Raw genomic sequence first — 15,248 nt, 5'->3', positions numbered from 1 at the left:
TATTATAGCAAACTTCTGGATAGACGGAGTTGTGGCTGATGAAAAATAAAATATACAAAAAGATTACGAATGTGTCTTTATTGTTTGTTTGGGTATTTAAAGAAAAGGATTTGACAAAAAGTAAACTTATGTTAAACTTAAGTTATATAAAATATACAATAGGGTAAAAATGTGTAAAAATACCCTTGAAGTATCGAAACTACAAAGGAGTTCGTTTTATGAAGCGTAAATTACTCTCGAAAGTATTGAACATCGCTGCTATTGCTTTGCTTGTAGCGCAGATTTTTCCAGGTTCATCTCTTCGAGCGATAGCTGATACCTTAGACCTTGGGGGAGAACCGCCAAGAGTCAATCTTACGGTGGCTGAGCTGGATAATGAAGCAGAGCCAGAATTTCTTACCCTCCAAGGCGAGGTGAAAGAAAGTGAAGCATCCGAAAACACAGAGATTACTCTATCTGGGGCAGATTTTATTGCCACAGAACAAGAAGAAGGACTTGGAGAAATACCTGAGGCAACTTATAAAGTGGATGACAATAAAGTTGTTCTAAGCTTGACGAAAGCCAGTACAGGTAACTTCTCACTAAAATTACAAATCGTTAAAGAGAGCATCACAGACGGTGAGATTCAAGTAACTTTAGGAGATCAAGTCTTAACGGTGCCACTAAAGGCAACCGAAAAGGAAAAAGCGGAAGCTGAAACAGAGAAAACGGAGAAAGCAGAGAAAGCAGCAGCTACGCTAGGAGGTACAACGCCAAGAGAACGTGGGCTGGGACTGAGTTCGGTCTTGCCGACGGCTGGTTATCCTTGGTCAGTTATTGCAGGCAGTAAGGTAGCTGATCCTGCAAGCGATGATGTCTCTAATATCTTCTCAAATCTTCCTGCTGTTGATGATGGCCGCGTCTGGACAGATAAGACGGTAAGAACGCTTGGGGGGGCAACTGACTTTGAAGTTACACTATCAGCCTTGTCTCAAAGCGTGCCAACGCGCGAAGGCTATCAGATTCCTGCGGATACGGTCTTTACGATTGACGTTTCTGGCTCTATGACGAAGATTGATCCAGGAGCTGGTCGCTCACGTATTGCATTGCTGGTTGATGCGCTTAATGAAGCTATCGGTATTTTACAGGATGCTAACCCACTTAACCGTGTGTCTGTTGTTGCTTATGGCGGTCGTACAGGTGGTTATGCCCGTGTGCAAAAAGTTTTGGATCTCGGTCGTTATGCGCCAAATGGAGGTGGGAACTTCTTTACCCTCGCTTCATCAGGTGATTCTGTTAACGTGAATGCGACAGCAGCAGGTGAAGGAGCAATAGCTCCCCCAGCCGCTAATATTCCAGTCGTTGGCTCAACACCCACTCAATGGGGCATTCGTGAGTCAGCCCGTATCCTAGAGAATGCAAGCAACAAACAGGTTAATGTACCTGTAACAGATACTGATGGCAACGTGACAGAAGAAGCTAACGTCACACGCCGTCCCAACATGATTTTGTTGACAGATGGTAAGCCGACCATGGGACGTCCTGACTATGCCTTTGACTCGTCTGCTCCTGTTGTACTTGGTCCAAACGGAAATCGTATTGATAATGCTGCCGCACCAGGTCAAGGCCCTTTCTATGGGGATGGGTCTTACGGTAAGCAAGGACTTGCTGTGATGACTGCTTTGACAGCGGCTTATCGTAAAACAACAATTTTAGATGCGTATTTCTCAGCACCGAGTGAGGCTGAAGGTCAGCCAGCTGCAGATGTAGGCTTCTTTACCATCTCGACAGGTGTTCAACCGACAGAGTCACAGAGAAACCTCATCAATGCGACCTTAAATCCCATTCCGACGAATACAGACAAGATTTTGCCAAACATCCGTCATAGTTTCTTACCTGGAAATTCAAGCTATCTTCCGGGACCAACGGTGACAACACCCTCGATGACGACATTGCTCAATAACTTTGCAAGTGGTACAACAGGCAACTTCTTGGCACAATACCGTGAAAGCTTTGGTGGTTACCGCTGGAATCAGCCAGAAAGTACGGTCAATATTGCCAATACCACGCCGAGCCTCACAACACCAACAGACTTGGCCTATGCTGATGACTTTTTCGAAGCGAGCAATATTGAAGACTTGCGCGAAGCGTTCCAACAAATCACCAACAGTATTCAAGAAACAAGTAACAAGCCAATCGTTGATGGCGAAGCCGAAGGAGATTTAGGTTCAGACTCTCTTGACTTCTCTGATGTTCTTGGCGATTATATGAACTTTACTGCGGTGAAGAACATCACCTTTGCAGATAAGGGCACCTTTAGTCCTTCGACATCAGTGCCAACAGACTTTGCTGAAACTTTGGCGGAGTATGTGCGTGGTGAAGGTGGAGCAAACGGTGTTGCTTTGACACCAAGCAGTGTTGAGGTTGCAGCGATTCTTGCTACTTTTGATAACGGTCGTTTTACCTACTATGCAGACAACTATGGTCACTACCGAAATGCTACGGATTCTTCAGGTGCCGTTCTAAGGGTAGAAGTCTATCCTTTCCAGCAGGCAACAGTAAATAGTGAAGTGTCTGGTTCAGCTGAAAGTATCAGTCGTCTCTTCTTTAGTGTAAATACAGCACTCAGTGATACAACTGTTGAGACAGATTACGGTATTGGAGAAACAGGAACACGTGATCTTCAAGAAAATGATCAGTTTGTGCATTGGGGGATTCCGAGTGAGCTCTTACCGATGCGGACAGTAAGTGCAAATAATGGCAGCACAACTGTATCGGGAGACCAAACACCGATCCAAGTTAAGTTTGATGTCGCATTGGACGAGGCACGTCTTTTGACAGACTTTAATGCTGATCGTGCAAGTGTACCTGCAAACTTCTGGTCGAACGATTGGATAATGCCAGCGACGGCTAATGACTCTTTTGCAACTTTTGAGCCAAGTGAGGATAATCCTTTCTATCAAAATGTCGATGGCAATCGCGTGGTTAACAAAACCCAAAACCCAACAGCTTCTGATGGATGGGTCAGCACACAAAGTATTACACCAGATCCAACGCGAGCTACAGGGGATAATATCGTTGTCAATACCCTCGGTAATAACGGAACTTTCCAACTGCAATATCAAGGGCAAGTCCAAATCCAGAAAGAGTTTATCTTCCAAGGTCAAGATGGAACGAAAATCGATATCAACACTCTAGATGCAGTTCTTAGAGATGGCTCTCTTAATCTCGCACCATTACACTTTGAAGTGATAAGTACTGGCTTAGTGCCGACAACGGTTGGTGCGGCTACGATTGATTTGAATGATGGAGCGGTCCTTGACCAAGCAATAGCTAATGATGGTAGAGTCACTCTGACACTCTTGGATACCAATGGACAACCTATGAACTTGCAACCAGGTGTTTACATGGTTACCGAGACAGGGGGAGATATTGAAAGCAACACTACAGGAGATAATTATATCCATGTTCCTGGTGCAACGACCCAGCGAGTAACGGTTCCACCTGGTGGAACAGGTATCGCTAGCTTTGTAAACCTCTATGCTCAAGTCGCAGATACCCAGCTGCTCCGTGTTCAAAAAGTCTTCCATGGCTTGGATGCAGCAGCTTTAGCACAGGCTGAGGCTAGCTTTGCAATGACCATAACAGCTAAGCAGACATTTAGTGGTGCTGATGCAACGACTCTTGAGTCACTCAACTTTAGCCTAAATGCAGAGGGTTATTATGAAAGAAGGCTCTCCTATGCAGTTGCTATAGCTGGTGTGAACTTCGCTCAAATACCTTTAGGTGATTATGAAATCACGGAAACAGGTATGGATGTTGAAGGATACAATCATAGATTGGCTCATTGGCGCTTTATTGATTTAGATAACCCAGCTAACGCGGGTAAGTCTGGCGAAGACAGCAGTACTTCACACACGGTTACGGTAGGTGAGGATAGCCAAATCGTCTTCCGCTTTGACAACTACTATGAGCCTTTAGGCTCGATCGACTTGACGAAGAATTTTGAAGGAGTAACTTTTAATCAAATCCCTGAAGACTTCTACATCAAGATAACGAAGGATGATGATCCTGATTTTGAAGCGATTCGTATAGAACGTGGAGAACTGACAGGGTTAACGACAAATGAAAAAATCTCAGGCCTCCTACCGGGTAAATACACCATCAAGGAATACAATTATGAGATTGAAGGGCGCAACTTTGAAGGTAATGCCCAAGTCGAAAGAGACCCACAAGCAACACCAGAAGGGCAACAACCGACCTACAAAGTAACTATCCCGGGCCTTATCGGTAATAATGATGTGACTGTTAATATTTATAACCGTTACCTTCAAGGTGCAGCCATCTTACCACCTGTGATGGTTTATCCCGTACAGTTGAAAAAAGTTGATCAACATAATCAAGGCGTTGCGGGGGCTATCTTTAGACTAGAAAAACGTAACCCAGAGACCAATCGTTGGGAAACTTACCTTGCTAATCTAACGTCTAATGCAGAAGGTTTCGTCAACACATCGGTCGGTAAGCCTGGAGATTACCGCTTTGTCGAAACAAAAGCACCAGACGGTTTTGACATGGCAGATAACCCAATCAGTAATGTTCAGACGATCGTTGATGGGGGTGTCGGAACAAACGATAATCCGGTCTACTTTGGCGAGATTGAAAATCATATGAGAACCCTTATCCAACTGAAAAAAGTGGATGAGGCAGGCAACCCACTCGCAGGTGCGGTCTTCAAGGTAGAGTTCTATAACAATGGCACTTGGGAAACGATTGAGACAGGCTTGACATCGACTGCGGATGGTCTCGTAAGACTTGACGTAGAAGAAGATGGGCGCTACCGCTTCATTGAAACACAAGCGCCAACAAACTATGTCCTAGATACGACACCAAAAGAAGTTACAGTAGTTGAAGGTCAACAAGCTATCTTTGAAGCTGGAACTTTGGAAAATAGACGTGTAGAAGGACCAAATGTGCAGAGCAACGCCATCCAACTTCTCAAAGTGGATGAGCAAAACCATGCACTCGCAGGTGCAGTCTTCAAGGTCGAAGCTTATAATGCAGAAAGTCAAACTTGGGAACTTTTAGTTGACAACCTCCAATCAGGTGCTGATGGTCTTGTTACTACAAGTGTACCAGGCCCAGGACGCTATCGTTTTATCGAAACGCAAGCACCTAACGGTTATGTTTTAGATGAAACGCCAAAAGAGGTCACGGTAGAAGAAGGTGTGACTGGTGTGATTGATGCAGGAAAACTGATCAACAAATCAAGAGCAAATCTTCCTATCGTCGGGGACAATCTCGGATTGTGGCTTTTGGTTTCAGGAATCGTTACACTTCTAGGTGCAAGTCTTGTACTGATGAAAAAGAAAAAACTTAATTTATAGAAAATAAAAAAGCGCCATCGAGAATGATGGCGCTTTTTTACAGTTATTTAGAGTCAATTGGGAAGATAATCTTAGAAGCACCAAGATCAACTTCATAAGTCAACTCACGGTTATCACGTACAGTATGTTCAAAATCTGTACTGTAAAGCAAGAGACGAAGCTTGTCGCCTTTTTTCAGCTGGTGAAGCGTCGGCTGTAATTTAAGATTTACTGTCATCCATTCGTTTTCCTCGACAGGACTGATTGTAAGCAAATCCTCACGGTTTTGCAGATTGAGGAAACCTTTGGTCATAAGTTGATAAGGACTATCCACCAGAGGGATTTCCATCAGATTTTCTAACATAAAATTACGGCCACGATCCAGAGCTTTCAGATCCAGTGTTTGTGCGTTTTCTGAGAGACGTTTCTTGTTTCCAAAGTCAAGAAGTTGCGCAGAGAGAAGGGCCTTACTGTCGTTGACTTTGATTTTGAGGTCCAGTTCGACTTGACCGTTTACCATCATGTCTGTCGGAACCTCTAAGTCAACTACAGCTGCTTGGGCTTTGCCTTCATACAAATCCTTTTTGAAACTATGGAAATCTTTACTGTAGGCCTCGAAAACTTCTTCGTTATAATGATTTTCAAACGTGAGGATGGAAGCAGCCGTCTTGCCAAGAGGCCATTTGGCGATCTCTGTACTGCCCCAGTCGTCTACGCCTGTCCAACTTTGGGACTTGCCATTTTCTTGCAAAACAAGAGGAGGTAAGCTCAAAGTCAGCTTGCGGTCTAAGAGTTTAGCGGTGAAATAACTGTTGATGGTTTCGCTAAAGTCGATAGACTGCCAATTGTTCATATAAATATGGGCGCCGCGGTGTAAGAAGGCGTGTTTAACCGTTTCTTTTGGCAGAGTTTGCCAAAAATGATAGGCTTGATCTGGTGTAACATTCCAGTCTTGTAAACCATGCACAATCAGAACATCTGCCTTGGTGTTTTTTGCATGAGGTAAATAATTCCTGTCGTGCCAATATTGGTTATAATCGCCCGTTGAACGCTCCAGAGCCTCAAGCATTTGCGAAAGGTGAGCTTCATATTGCGCATTATGCGCGAGGAAGTCAGCGCCCTGAAGATTACGTGAATAAGTCAATGCTGCCAAAACGTCTAAATCTTCGCCGGGATAGCCACCAGGTGAGCGCACCAAACCGTTTTCACGATAATAAGAGTACCAAGAGGTGATGCCTGCTTCGGCTAAAATTACTTCTAGACCATCAATGCCGGTAGTTGCTGCACCATAAGCCATTGTACCCAAGTAGGATTTACCCGTCATCGCAACTTTACCATTGGCCCAATCCGCAGTCACTTCTTGTGTTCTCTTGCGGGAAGAGAAAGCACGCGCTCGACCATTGAGCCAGTCAATCGCAGCGGTCATACTATAAATTTGTTGGTAATCACCTGAAGTTTGGAAACCATCCGAATCCAGAGTCCCGACACCGGCAACATAAAGTGAAGCAAAACCACGTGCTAAGAAATAATCATTAAGTGAATAAGTCCAACCGTGCGTGAACTTTTGAGTCGGCGTTTCAGGAGTAGCTTCTAGGGCAGGTTCTTTTTCGTAGTCTGGAAGATTAGGAAGTTGTGCTGTAACCTTGATTTTTCCAGGCGCTTTTTCTTCTAAAGACACATTCATGTCGTGCAATTGTTTGTCATTAGCGATTTCATTGATACCCAGATGGTAAGGACTTGCAGTCATGACTGCTGGCAATTGCCCCTCGAATACAGGACGAATAATTTGAACTTTTATTAAATCTTTTTTTCCAGTATTGTAAGTATCGACTTGAGATTCAACCCAGACAGTTTCACGAATCAGGTTTGCAGTATCAAAAGTAGCGAGCGATTTATCATTGAAAAAGTGATAGGTATTGCTTAAAGGAAGCAAACCTTCAGATACCCAATGTTCAACCAATGACATTCCGTTTTTGCGACGGCTACAAAGAAGGAGGTAAAGCGCGCTGATGAGGTTTTCACTGTGAAGCGCTTCCTCATCGACCATCGGTAAATTTACAGATTTTGCAAAAGCTTCTGCTTGGTCCACTTGAAACTCAAAATTTGGCACAAAACCTAGTAATTGTAAACTTACCGCCCAAAAGATATTCCATGTGAGTACTTCATCGGAAGTTAGGAATTCTTGGAAAGAGGCTGTAGGTGTTGCTTGAATGCTTTCACTGTCGACAGGCGCAACCATTAAAAAGTTTTTAAGGATTTTCTTTTCTTCCCAAAAAACAGACCAAGTAAAGCCGAGATGATCTAGCTCAATGAGCTGTTCGTCAAAGGTTTTTTCAACGATGGAAAAGTGATTAAATTTCATGCAATATCTTCCTTTCGATACACTATTATAGCCATTATATCAGAAAAGAGTCTTTGCCGCTTTGGCATATATCTTACGTGAAGAAGCAAAAATTGAAAAAGAAAAAGGCTTTGGTTGAGCAGTAGGTAAAAAGAGTGCTATAATGAAGGAGTAAAGAAGAACAAAACAGAGAGGAGAATAATTATGAAATTCAAATTCAGTGGGATTTCTTCATATGAGGAAAAAGCAACACCAAACTTTATGGGGGAAGCAAATTCACACAGTATTATAAAAGAGTTCGACAACATGGATCAAGCCATTCAGCATGTTGTGGATAATAATGGTTTTATGGTTACAGACAATGGCAAATTTGCCTTCCATATCCGTACCATCACTCAAGTTGATGAATAAAATGTTAAAAGCATGCTAAAAAGCATGTTTTTATTATCGTTCTTTTTGCTTTAGCAAATTAGAACGATAATACGCAGGGAGCGAAGCGAGTTGTGAGCAACTTAAAGTTCTTTTTGCTTTAGCAAATTAGAACGATAATACGCAGGGAGCGAAATGCCATAGAAAATATTCTTCTTAAGACGAAGAGTAACAAATGTTAGCGACAAAGTATGTACATTTTTTTAAAATAAGTAAGGAGAGTAGAAAAGCTTTAATATAAAATTGAAGCCATTATTTTAATAAACACGTTTAAATGGTGGTATAATAACTGTTGTATTAAAGGAGTAGATGAATAAAAAAGGAAGATGACAAAAGAATTTATAGAATATTTACTGCGATTACTGGAAGAAAAAGAAGTAAATGTTGTGACTCAAAGACGGCATAGTTATGTGATGTATCAAGGTATTGAGTCAGATTACGTGTATATACTTAAAGAAGGTGTAGCTAAAATCAGCAATATTATGAGAGATGGCCGTGAGTTTAATATTGCTTATGTAACAGAACCAGACTTTGTTTCCTTGCTGGAAGAAAAGCAAGAAAATGGTATCTCAGCGCTTTTCAATGTACGGGTCGAATCAGAAGAAGCGAGTTTTTATCGTGTACAACGTCAAGAGTTTTGGAAATGGGTGATGAGTGACTTAACCTTGTTCCGTATCGTTGATGACTTTTATCAAAGAAGATTAGCCATGAACTTAGAGCTCTTGCAAAAGATGACAATCAATGGGAAAAAAGGTGCAGTTTGTGCCTGCATTAATAGCTTAATTAACGAATTTGGGATAAAGAAAAGAAACGGAATTCTGATTGATTTTCCGGTGACAAATGAGGACATCGCTGGTTTTTGTGGTATATCAACACGCAATAGTGTGAACCGCATCATCCGAGATCTCAAAACGGAAGAAATTATTGATATTATTGATAACAGGATTATGGTCTACAACTCAGAATATTTTGAGGATTATATTAGCTAAAAAGACTGAATTCAGTCTTTTTTCTTTTATAAATAGTGTTGTTTTTTAATTTTAAAGACTATAGCAATCGCTTACATAGAGCCGTTTTCTCTCATTTTTCTTGCTCAATAAATTTTCTGTTCAAGATTTCACATCTTTTTAGCCAAAATAAAAAAAACGTGCTATAATGTCTATGTATAACAAAAGAGTTTAACATTAGTTAATCTCGTTTTTATTTTGTCATTAATTTTTATTACTTGGAGGAATTCATGGACTATTCATGGACAGTGAAATATCTCACTGAATTTATTGGTACTGCCCTTTTGCTTATCTTGGGTAATGGTGCCGTAGCGAACGTTGAACTTAAAGGTACAAAAGCCTTTGGTCAATCTTGGTTGATTATCGCTTGGGGTTACGGACTTGGTGTAATGTTGCCAGCCGTAGCTTTAGGGAATGTCACAGCTCAAATCAACCCAGCCTTTACACTTGGACTTGCAGCATCAGGATTTTTCCCTTGGGCACAAGTGCCATTCTATATTCTTGCTCAACTTCTTGGAGCGATGTTTGGTCAGTTGATCGTTGTAATGGTTTATCGCCCTTACTATCTCAAAACAGAAAATCCAAATGCTATTTTAGGAACTTTCTCAACAATCGATAACGTTGATGATGGCACAATCACTACACATACAGGTGCCTTGGTTAATGGTTTCTTGAACGAGTTTGTTGGATCATTCGTTCTCTTCTTTGGAGCGATGGGCTTAACAAAACTTTATCGTGGTGTTGAGTCAATCAACTGGATGACAAACTACGCATCTCAACAAGGTGCAGATGTAACGAGTGCTGATGTTACTGGACAAATCGCAGCATCAGTATCAGGTGCAGCTTCATCAGCAGCAATCAGCCACGTTGTTCTTGGCTTCCTCGTGCTTGTATTGGTTGCTTCACTTGGAGGACCTACAGGTCCTGGTTTGAACCCAGCACGTGACCTCGGTCCACGTATCTTGCACTCACTTTTACCAAAATCAATTTTAGGTGAAAACAAAGGGGACAGTAAATGGTGGTATTCATGGGTACCTGTTACAGCACCTATCCTTGCAGCACTTGCGGCTGTCGCTTTGTTCAAAATCATGTATCTATAATAAGACGCTTAGGAAAGAGCTTCAGGGACTTTCCATCTAACAATTAGTGGCTTATCCACAAATGTTGGCAGCGCATTAACCCTCATCTTTGGATGAGGGTTTTATTATTTTAAAAGTGGATATTAAAAATTTGTAAAGCTAACCTAAAATTAATTTGATAGAATAAATTCATAGTCAAAAAGCAAAGAAAGCGACTAGGAGAGTAAAAGCGAAAGTTAGCACAGGGAGCTTGCAGCTAGTGAGAGCAAGACTAACGGAAACTTTGAAAATGGCCTAGAAATCGTGTAACAGTGAGTTTACTTTCTAAATAAACTGTTAACGGAGTGGTTCTCGTTATTGAACACATTATTTTTGGGACAGTCTTGCTTGTTCCCAAAGATGATTAGCAAGACGTAAGACATCCTTTTTTGGTATTTTACGTGAAATTAGAATGGTACCACGATAATTCGTTTCTATTTATAGAGGCGGATTATTTTTTTTACTTTTGACTATACTGTTATTATTGTTGTTAATAAAGGGGAGACTTATTATGAAAAAGAAAACAAGAAATAAAATTATTACTGTTGTAGCGCTCGTCGTTGTCGTACTTATCGGTTACTTCTCATTCTTCAAGAAGGATGTTGCTGCGGATAAAACCGTTAAGGTCGGTATTATGTCAGGTTCAAAGGAGAGTACTGAGATCTGGGACTCTGTGGCGAAGACAGCAAAAGATCAATATGGTATTAATCTAAAATTTGTCCGCTTCACGGACTATAACCAACCAAATACAGCCTTAGTTAACGGTGATGTAGATATTAATGCGTTCCAACATTACGCTTTCCTTAAAGAATGGAATGATGCCAATAATGCTGATTTACAACCTATTGGCGATATCTTAATTTCACCAATTCGCCTTTATTCGAAGAAGCATACAGATGTGAAGGATATTCCTAATAAAGGTACTATTGCGGTACCTAATGATACCTCTAACGAAAGTCGTGCCCTTTACGTTTTAGAAAGTGCTGGCTTGATTAAGTTAGATACAAAGGCTGGGGCCTTGGCAACAGTTAAGGATATTACTGAAAATCCAAAAGAATTGACGATCAAAGAATTGGACGGCTCACAAACAGCTTCAGCTTTGTCTTCAGTCGACGCAGCAGTTGTAAATAATGATTTTTCTGTTCCCGCAGGTTTGACAAACAAGGAAGTTATTGCAACAGAACCTTTAGATGAAAATTCGAAACAATGGATTAACATTATTGTGGCACGAAAAGACGATAAAGATAACCAACTTTATAAAGATGTCGTTAAAGCCTATCAAACTAAAGAAACAGAAGAATTATTTGCAAAATTGTACCCTGAAAAAGGAACAATTCCTGCTTGGAATTTGAAATTGAAATAATCATAAATAATGGAGAAGAAGATGGCAATTATTGAACTAAATAATATCAGAGTTTCCTATGAGACCAAGAAAAATAAGGTGGATGCAGTAAAAGATACAACAATCCATATCGAAAAAGGCGATATTTTTGGAATTATCGGCTACTCAGGTGCAGGCAAGTCAACGATTGTCCGTACGATTAATCTTCTGCAAAAACCAAGTGCTGGTGAGGTGAAAATTAACGGTAAAGTTCTTTTTAAAGCGGGATCTGATGGTAAGGATCAAGCTAAAATTAAGCCAGCAGAGCTCCGTAAAGAACGTCAAAAAATAGGAATGATTTTCCAACATTTCAATCTCCTTAATGAAAAAACGGTTTTTGAAAATATTGAATTTGCACTTTTACATAGCCCTTTATCTGATAAACAGAAGGAAGAAAAAATTCGTGACTTGCTTAATCTTGTTAGTTTGTCAGAGTTTGAAGAAAAGTACCCAGCCCAATTATCAGGTGGACAAAAGCAACGTGTAGCTATTGCGCGTGCCTTGGCGAATGATCCCGAAATTTTGATTTCTGATGAAGGAACATCTGCTTTGGATCCAAAAACAACTAATCAAATTTTGGACTTATTGAAGGATCTCCAAAAACGTCTGGGTCTCACTATCGTTTTAATTACTCATGAAATGCATGTGGTAAAAGAAATCGCCAATAAAGTTGCAGTGATGCAAAATGGCGAGGTGATTGAGCAAAATAATCTTTTAGAAATCTTTGCTCATCCTCAAGAGCAACTGACACAACAATTCATTGATACAACCTCCAATGTTTCACGCTTCATTCATTCATTGACTGAAAATGACACATTCAGTGATTTGGCAGACGATGAAGAACTGATCTATTTGTCTTATTATGGCAATCAATCAGGAGAGCCGGCTATGTCAGAAATTACCCGTAAATTTGATGTTTCAACGAACATCTTCTATGGAAATGTTGAGGTTTTACAAAATACACGTTTTGGTTCCTTAGTTGTGTCTCTAAAAGGAACAGAAGAAAATCGTTTGGCTGCTAAAGAATATTTGGCAGGCCAAAATATTGAGTTTACAGTATTGAAAGCGCAGGTGAAATAGATGACAGCATGGTTTACAGAACATTTTCCAAATGTTGTAGCTTTAGGTTTACACGGAGATACAGGTTGGGTCACTTCAATCACAGAAACACTCTTTATGGTTTTTTGGTCAGGGCTTTTTGGGGGGATTCTCGGATTGGTATTTGGTGTCGCTCTTGTTGTGACTAACGAAGGAGGAATTACACCCCATCGTGGGCTTTACTCATTTTTGGATAAGTTTACATCTATTTTCCGCGCTGTACCTTTTATTGTTTTACTTGCTATTATTGCTCCTGTCACTCAAAAAATTGTGGGTACACAGATTGGAACAACAGCAGCTTTGGTCCCATTGACACTTGGTGTCTTTCCTTTTTATGCACGTCAAGTTCAAGTTGCTTTAGAAAGTGTAAATAAAGGGACGGTTGAAGCAGCACAGACTGTAGGCGCTAATTTCTGGGATATTGTCTTTACAGTTTATCTTCGTGAAGAACTTGGTAGTTTGATTCGGGTATCTACCGTTACGATTATTTCCTTGATTGGTTTAACAGCTATGGCGGGTGCGATTGGAGCAGGAGGATTAGGGAACACAGCCATCGCATACGGCTACAATCGCTTTTCTAATGATGTGACCTTCTTGGCAACCTTACTTATCCTGATTTTGGTCCTTTTGGTTCAGGTTATTGGCGATACATGGGCGAAGAGTGTGACACACAAATAATGTAAACTGGGGGACAACGTATGACGATTGATTTTAAAAGTGAAGTAGAAAAACGTAAAGAGGTATTTTTACAAGATCTTATTGCGTTACTAAAAATAAACTCTGAGCGAAATGATGAAGAGGCTAACGAAGAATTTCCTTTTGGTCCAGGACCGAGTCTTGCTATGTTGGAGTTTCTAAAGATTGCCCACAAAGATGGTTTCAAAACAGCAAATTTTGATAATTATGTTGGAGAAGTACATTGTGGTCATGGTCAAGAAACATTGGGGATTTTTGTTCATGCTGATGTTGTTCCAGCAGGTCAAGGCTGGACAAATCCTCCTTATGAACCAACACTTAGAGAAGGACGGTTGTATGCTCGCGGTGTTCTAGATAATAAAGGCCCCGCACTGGCTGCCTATTATGCTCTGAAAATTTTGAAAGAGGTCGGTGTTTCTTTCTATAAAAAGGTAAACTTTATTATTGGAACAGATGAGGAGAGTGGTTGGAAGGATATGGCTTATTACCTTCCCAAAGTACAATTGCCAGATTTCGGCTTCTCGCCAGATGCACGCTTTCCTGTAGTAAATGGTGAAAAAAGCAATCTTACCGAGTATCTGCACTTTGGACATAAAAATGACGGTGACTTTGTTCTTCATGATTTTAGGAGCGGCATACAAGAAAACTGTGTGCCAGAAGAGGCCCAGGCTTTGCTTACGAGTCCTCTCGACTTGAAAGTCGATTTTGAAAAATACCTGAAGAAGAACAGGCTAGAAGGAAGATTTGCGAAAACAGGAGCAAAAACTTCCTTACAAATTAAAGGGAAGTCAGCACACAGTTCCACACCAGAAGTTGGAGAAAATGCTGCAACATATTTAGCCAAGTTCCTTGCTGCATATGATTTTGGAGCAGATGCACAAAAGTTTCTAGAAGTGGCTGGTCAGAAGCTTCACCAAGATTTTGAAGGAAAGAGTATTGGAATTGCTTATGAGGATGAGGACATGGGTAAACTGTCGGTTAATCCTTCTGTCTTTCACTTTGCAGAGGATGGACAGGAAAATAAGATTGCACTCAATATCCGTCACCCGAAAGGTTTGACAGAGCAAGATATCCAAGAACGACTTGGCAAGCATTTGACTGCTTTTGTACAGAAAGTAAGCATTAGTGCGCTTATTAACTACCAACCGCACTATCTTTCACCAGAAGATCCGCTAGTGCAAGTGCTTTTGAGTACTTATCGCGAACACACGGGTGATGATAGTCCACCACAAACAGTAGGTGGTGGAACATATGGGCGATTAATGAAACGCGGTGTAGCTTATGGGGCTCTTTTCCCTGATTCTGCATTTACTATGCACCAAACAGATGAGCATATGAAACTTGAAGAACTTTATAAAGCTATTGAAATCTACACAGATGCCATCTATCGTTTGGTTTGTGTAAAAGACGAGAAAAACGCTTAGGTATCAGTGATTTTTGGGAAAAAAATATTGCAAAAAGCCTCAAAAGATGATTAAATAGTAAAAGTAACACAGATTTAACAAAATCATCAGGAGGAAGCATGGAAAACAGAATTCGTGAATTTAGACAAGCTCAAAAACTTTCTCAGGAAGATTTGGCACGCATCGCTCACGTGAGTCGACAAACCGTCAATGCTATCGAAAATGATAAATACGATCCCGAACTTCTGCTTGCTTTTAAATTGGCTGAAATTCTGGGAACTAAAGTAGATGATCTCTTTATTTTTCAGCTTAGCCATGTGAAGAAAAAAGAAGAAGATGTCTTCTGGTGCGAAAAATACCAATGTGTGCTTTGGAAGCGTGCCGATGTCGAAAAAAGAGCAAACTAAATCATAAAATAAAATAAAAAGCCTAG

10 protein-coding genes are annotated in these 15,248 nt (G+C 40.8%); 9 read left to right on the top strand and 1 reads right to left on the bottom strand.

Translation table 11 applies throughout. The annotated features are described in order from the left end of the window. Positions 1-218 precede the first annotated feature (218 nt). Positions 219-5,363: a SpaA isopeptide-forming pilin-related protein gene (locus VNN39_RS02515; protein ID WP_338997815.1), complete on the top strand. Its 5,145-nt coding sequence runs from the start codon at positions 219-221 to the stop codon at positions 5,361-5,363. Positions 5,364-5,406: 43 nt separating this feature from the next. On the opposite strand, the gene VNN39_RS02510 is transcribed toward VNN39_RS02515, so the two are convergent. After that, complete coding sequence (locus VNN39_RS02510; RefSeq protein ID WP_339007202.1) at positions 5,407-7,704, bottom strand: Xaa-Pro dipeptidyl-peptidase; 2,298 nt, start codon at positions 7,702-7,704, stop codon at positions 5,407-5,409. Positions 7,705-7,887: 183 nt separating this feature from the next. On the opposite strand from VNN39_RS02510, the gene VNN39_RS02505 reads away from it, so the two are divergent. The 8 genes from VNN39_RS02505 (at position 7,888) to VNN39_RS02470 (ending at position 15,222) form a co-directional block, all read left to right on the top strand. Further along, complete coding sequence (locus VNN39_RS02505; RefSeq protein WP_213495770.1) at positions 7,888-8,094, top strand: hypothetical protein; 207 nt, start codon at positions 7,888-7,890, stop codon at positions 8,092-8,094. Between the two features lie 344 nt (positions 8,095-8,438). Further along, the gene (locus VNN39_RS02500) at positions 8,439-9,101 is read left to right on the top strand and encodes a Crp/Fnr family transcriptional regulator (RefSeq protein WP_019335976.1); all 663 of its coding nucleotides are present in this window, start codon (positions 8,439-8,441) and stop codon (positions 9,099-9,101) included. A 248-nt stretch (positions 9,102-9,349) separates the two neighbouring features. Next, positions 9,350-10,219, top strand: coding sequence for an aquaglyceroporin Gla (gene gla, locus VNN39_RS02495; RefSeq protein ID WP_003133793.1), 870 nt, complete (start codon positions 9,350-9,352; stop codon positions 10,217-10,219). Between the two features lie 529 nt (positions 10,220-10,748). Further along, on the top strand, positions 10,749-11,600 hold the full coding sequence (locus tag VNN39_RS02490) for a MetQ/NlpA family ABC transporter substrate-binding protein (RefSeq protein ID WP_096368767.1): 852 nt from the start codon (positions 10,749-10,751) through the stop codon (positions 11,598-11,600). A gap of 21 nt (positions 11,601-11,621) precedes the next feature. Then, positions 11,622-12,698, top strand: coding sequence for a methionine ABC transporter ATP-binding protein (locus VNN39_RS02485; RefSeq protein WP_165713383.1), 1,077 nt, complete (start codon positions 11,622-11,624; stop codon positions 12,696-12,698). Beyond that, the gene (locus tag VNN39_RS02480; RefSeq protein WP_213495766.1) at positions 12,699-13,394 is read left to right on the top strand and encodes a methionine ABC transporter permease; all 696 of its coding nucleotides are present in this window, start codon (positions 12,699-12,701) and stop codon (positions 13,392-13,394) included. It abuts the gene before it with no gap. A gap of 20 nt (positions 13,395-13,414) precedes the next feature. After that, a complete protein-coding gene (gene pepV, locus VNN39_RS02475) occupies positions 13,415-14,836 on the top strand; it encodes a dipeptidase PepV (protein ID WP_338997813.1) in 1,422 nt (473 codons plus the stop codon). Between the two features lie 98 nt (positions 14,837-14,934). After that, complete coding sequence (locus VNN39_RS02470) at positions 14,935-15,222, top strand: helix-turn-helix transcriptional regulator (RefSeq protein WP_017368786.1); 288 nt, start codon at positions 14,935-14,937, stop codon at positions 15,220-15,222. Positions 15,223-15,248 lie beyond the last annotated feature (26 nt).

Source organism: Lactococcus formosensis (assembly GCF_037892375.1).
GTDB lineage: Bacteria > Bacillota > Bacilli > Lactobacillales > Streptococcaceae > Lactococcus > Lactococcus formosensis.
This window is presented reverse-complemented; position numbering and strand designations above follow the sequence as displayed.

Excerpts from the sequence above, each read along its gene's own strand:
- VNN39_RS02515 (WP_338997815.1), top strand. The coding sequence starts at position 219 with ATGAAGCGTAAATTACTCTCGAAAGTATTGAACATCGCTGCTATTGCT.
- VNN39_RS02510 (WP_339007202.1), bottom strand. The coding sequence starts at position 7,704 with ATGAAATTTAATCACTTTTCCATCGTTGAAAAAACCTTTGACGAACAG.
- VNN39_RS02505 (WP_213495770.1), top strand. The coding sequence starts at position 7,888 with ATGAAATTCAAATTCAGTGGGATTTCTTCATATGAGGAAAAAGCAACA.
- VNN39_RS02500 (WP_019335976.1), top strand. The coding sequence starts at position 8,439 with ATGACAAAAGAATTTATAGAATATTTACTGCGATTACTGGAAGAAAAA.
- gla (WP_003133793.1), top strand. The coding sequence starts at position 9,350 with ATGGACTATTCATGGACAGTGAAATATCTCACTGAATTTATTGGTACT.
- VNN39_RS02490 (WP_096368767.1), top strand. The coding sequence starts at position 10,749 with ATGAAAAAGAAAACAAGAAATAAAATTATTACTGTTGTAGCGCTCGTC.
- VNN39_RS02485 (WP_165713383.1), top strand. The coding sequence starts at position 11,622 with ATGGCAATTATTGAACTAAATAATATCAGAGTTTCCTATGAGACCAAG.
- VNN39_RS02480 (WP_213495766.1), top strand. The coding sequence starts at position 12,699 with ATGACAGCATGGTTTACAGAACATTTTCCAAATGTTGTAGCTTTAGGT.
- pepV (WP_338997813.1), top strand. The coding sequence starts at position 13,415 with ATGACGATTGATTTTAAAAGTGAAGTAGAAAAACGTAAAGAGGTATTT.
- VNN39_RS02470 (WP_017368786.1), top strand. The coding sequence starts at position 14,935 with ATGGAAAACAGAATTCGTGAATTTAGACAAGCTCAAAAACTTTCTCAG.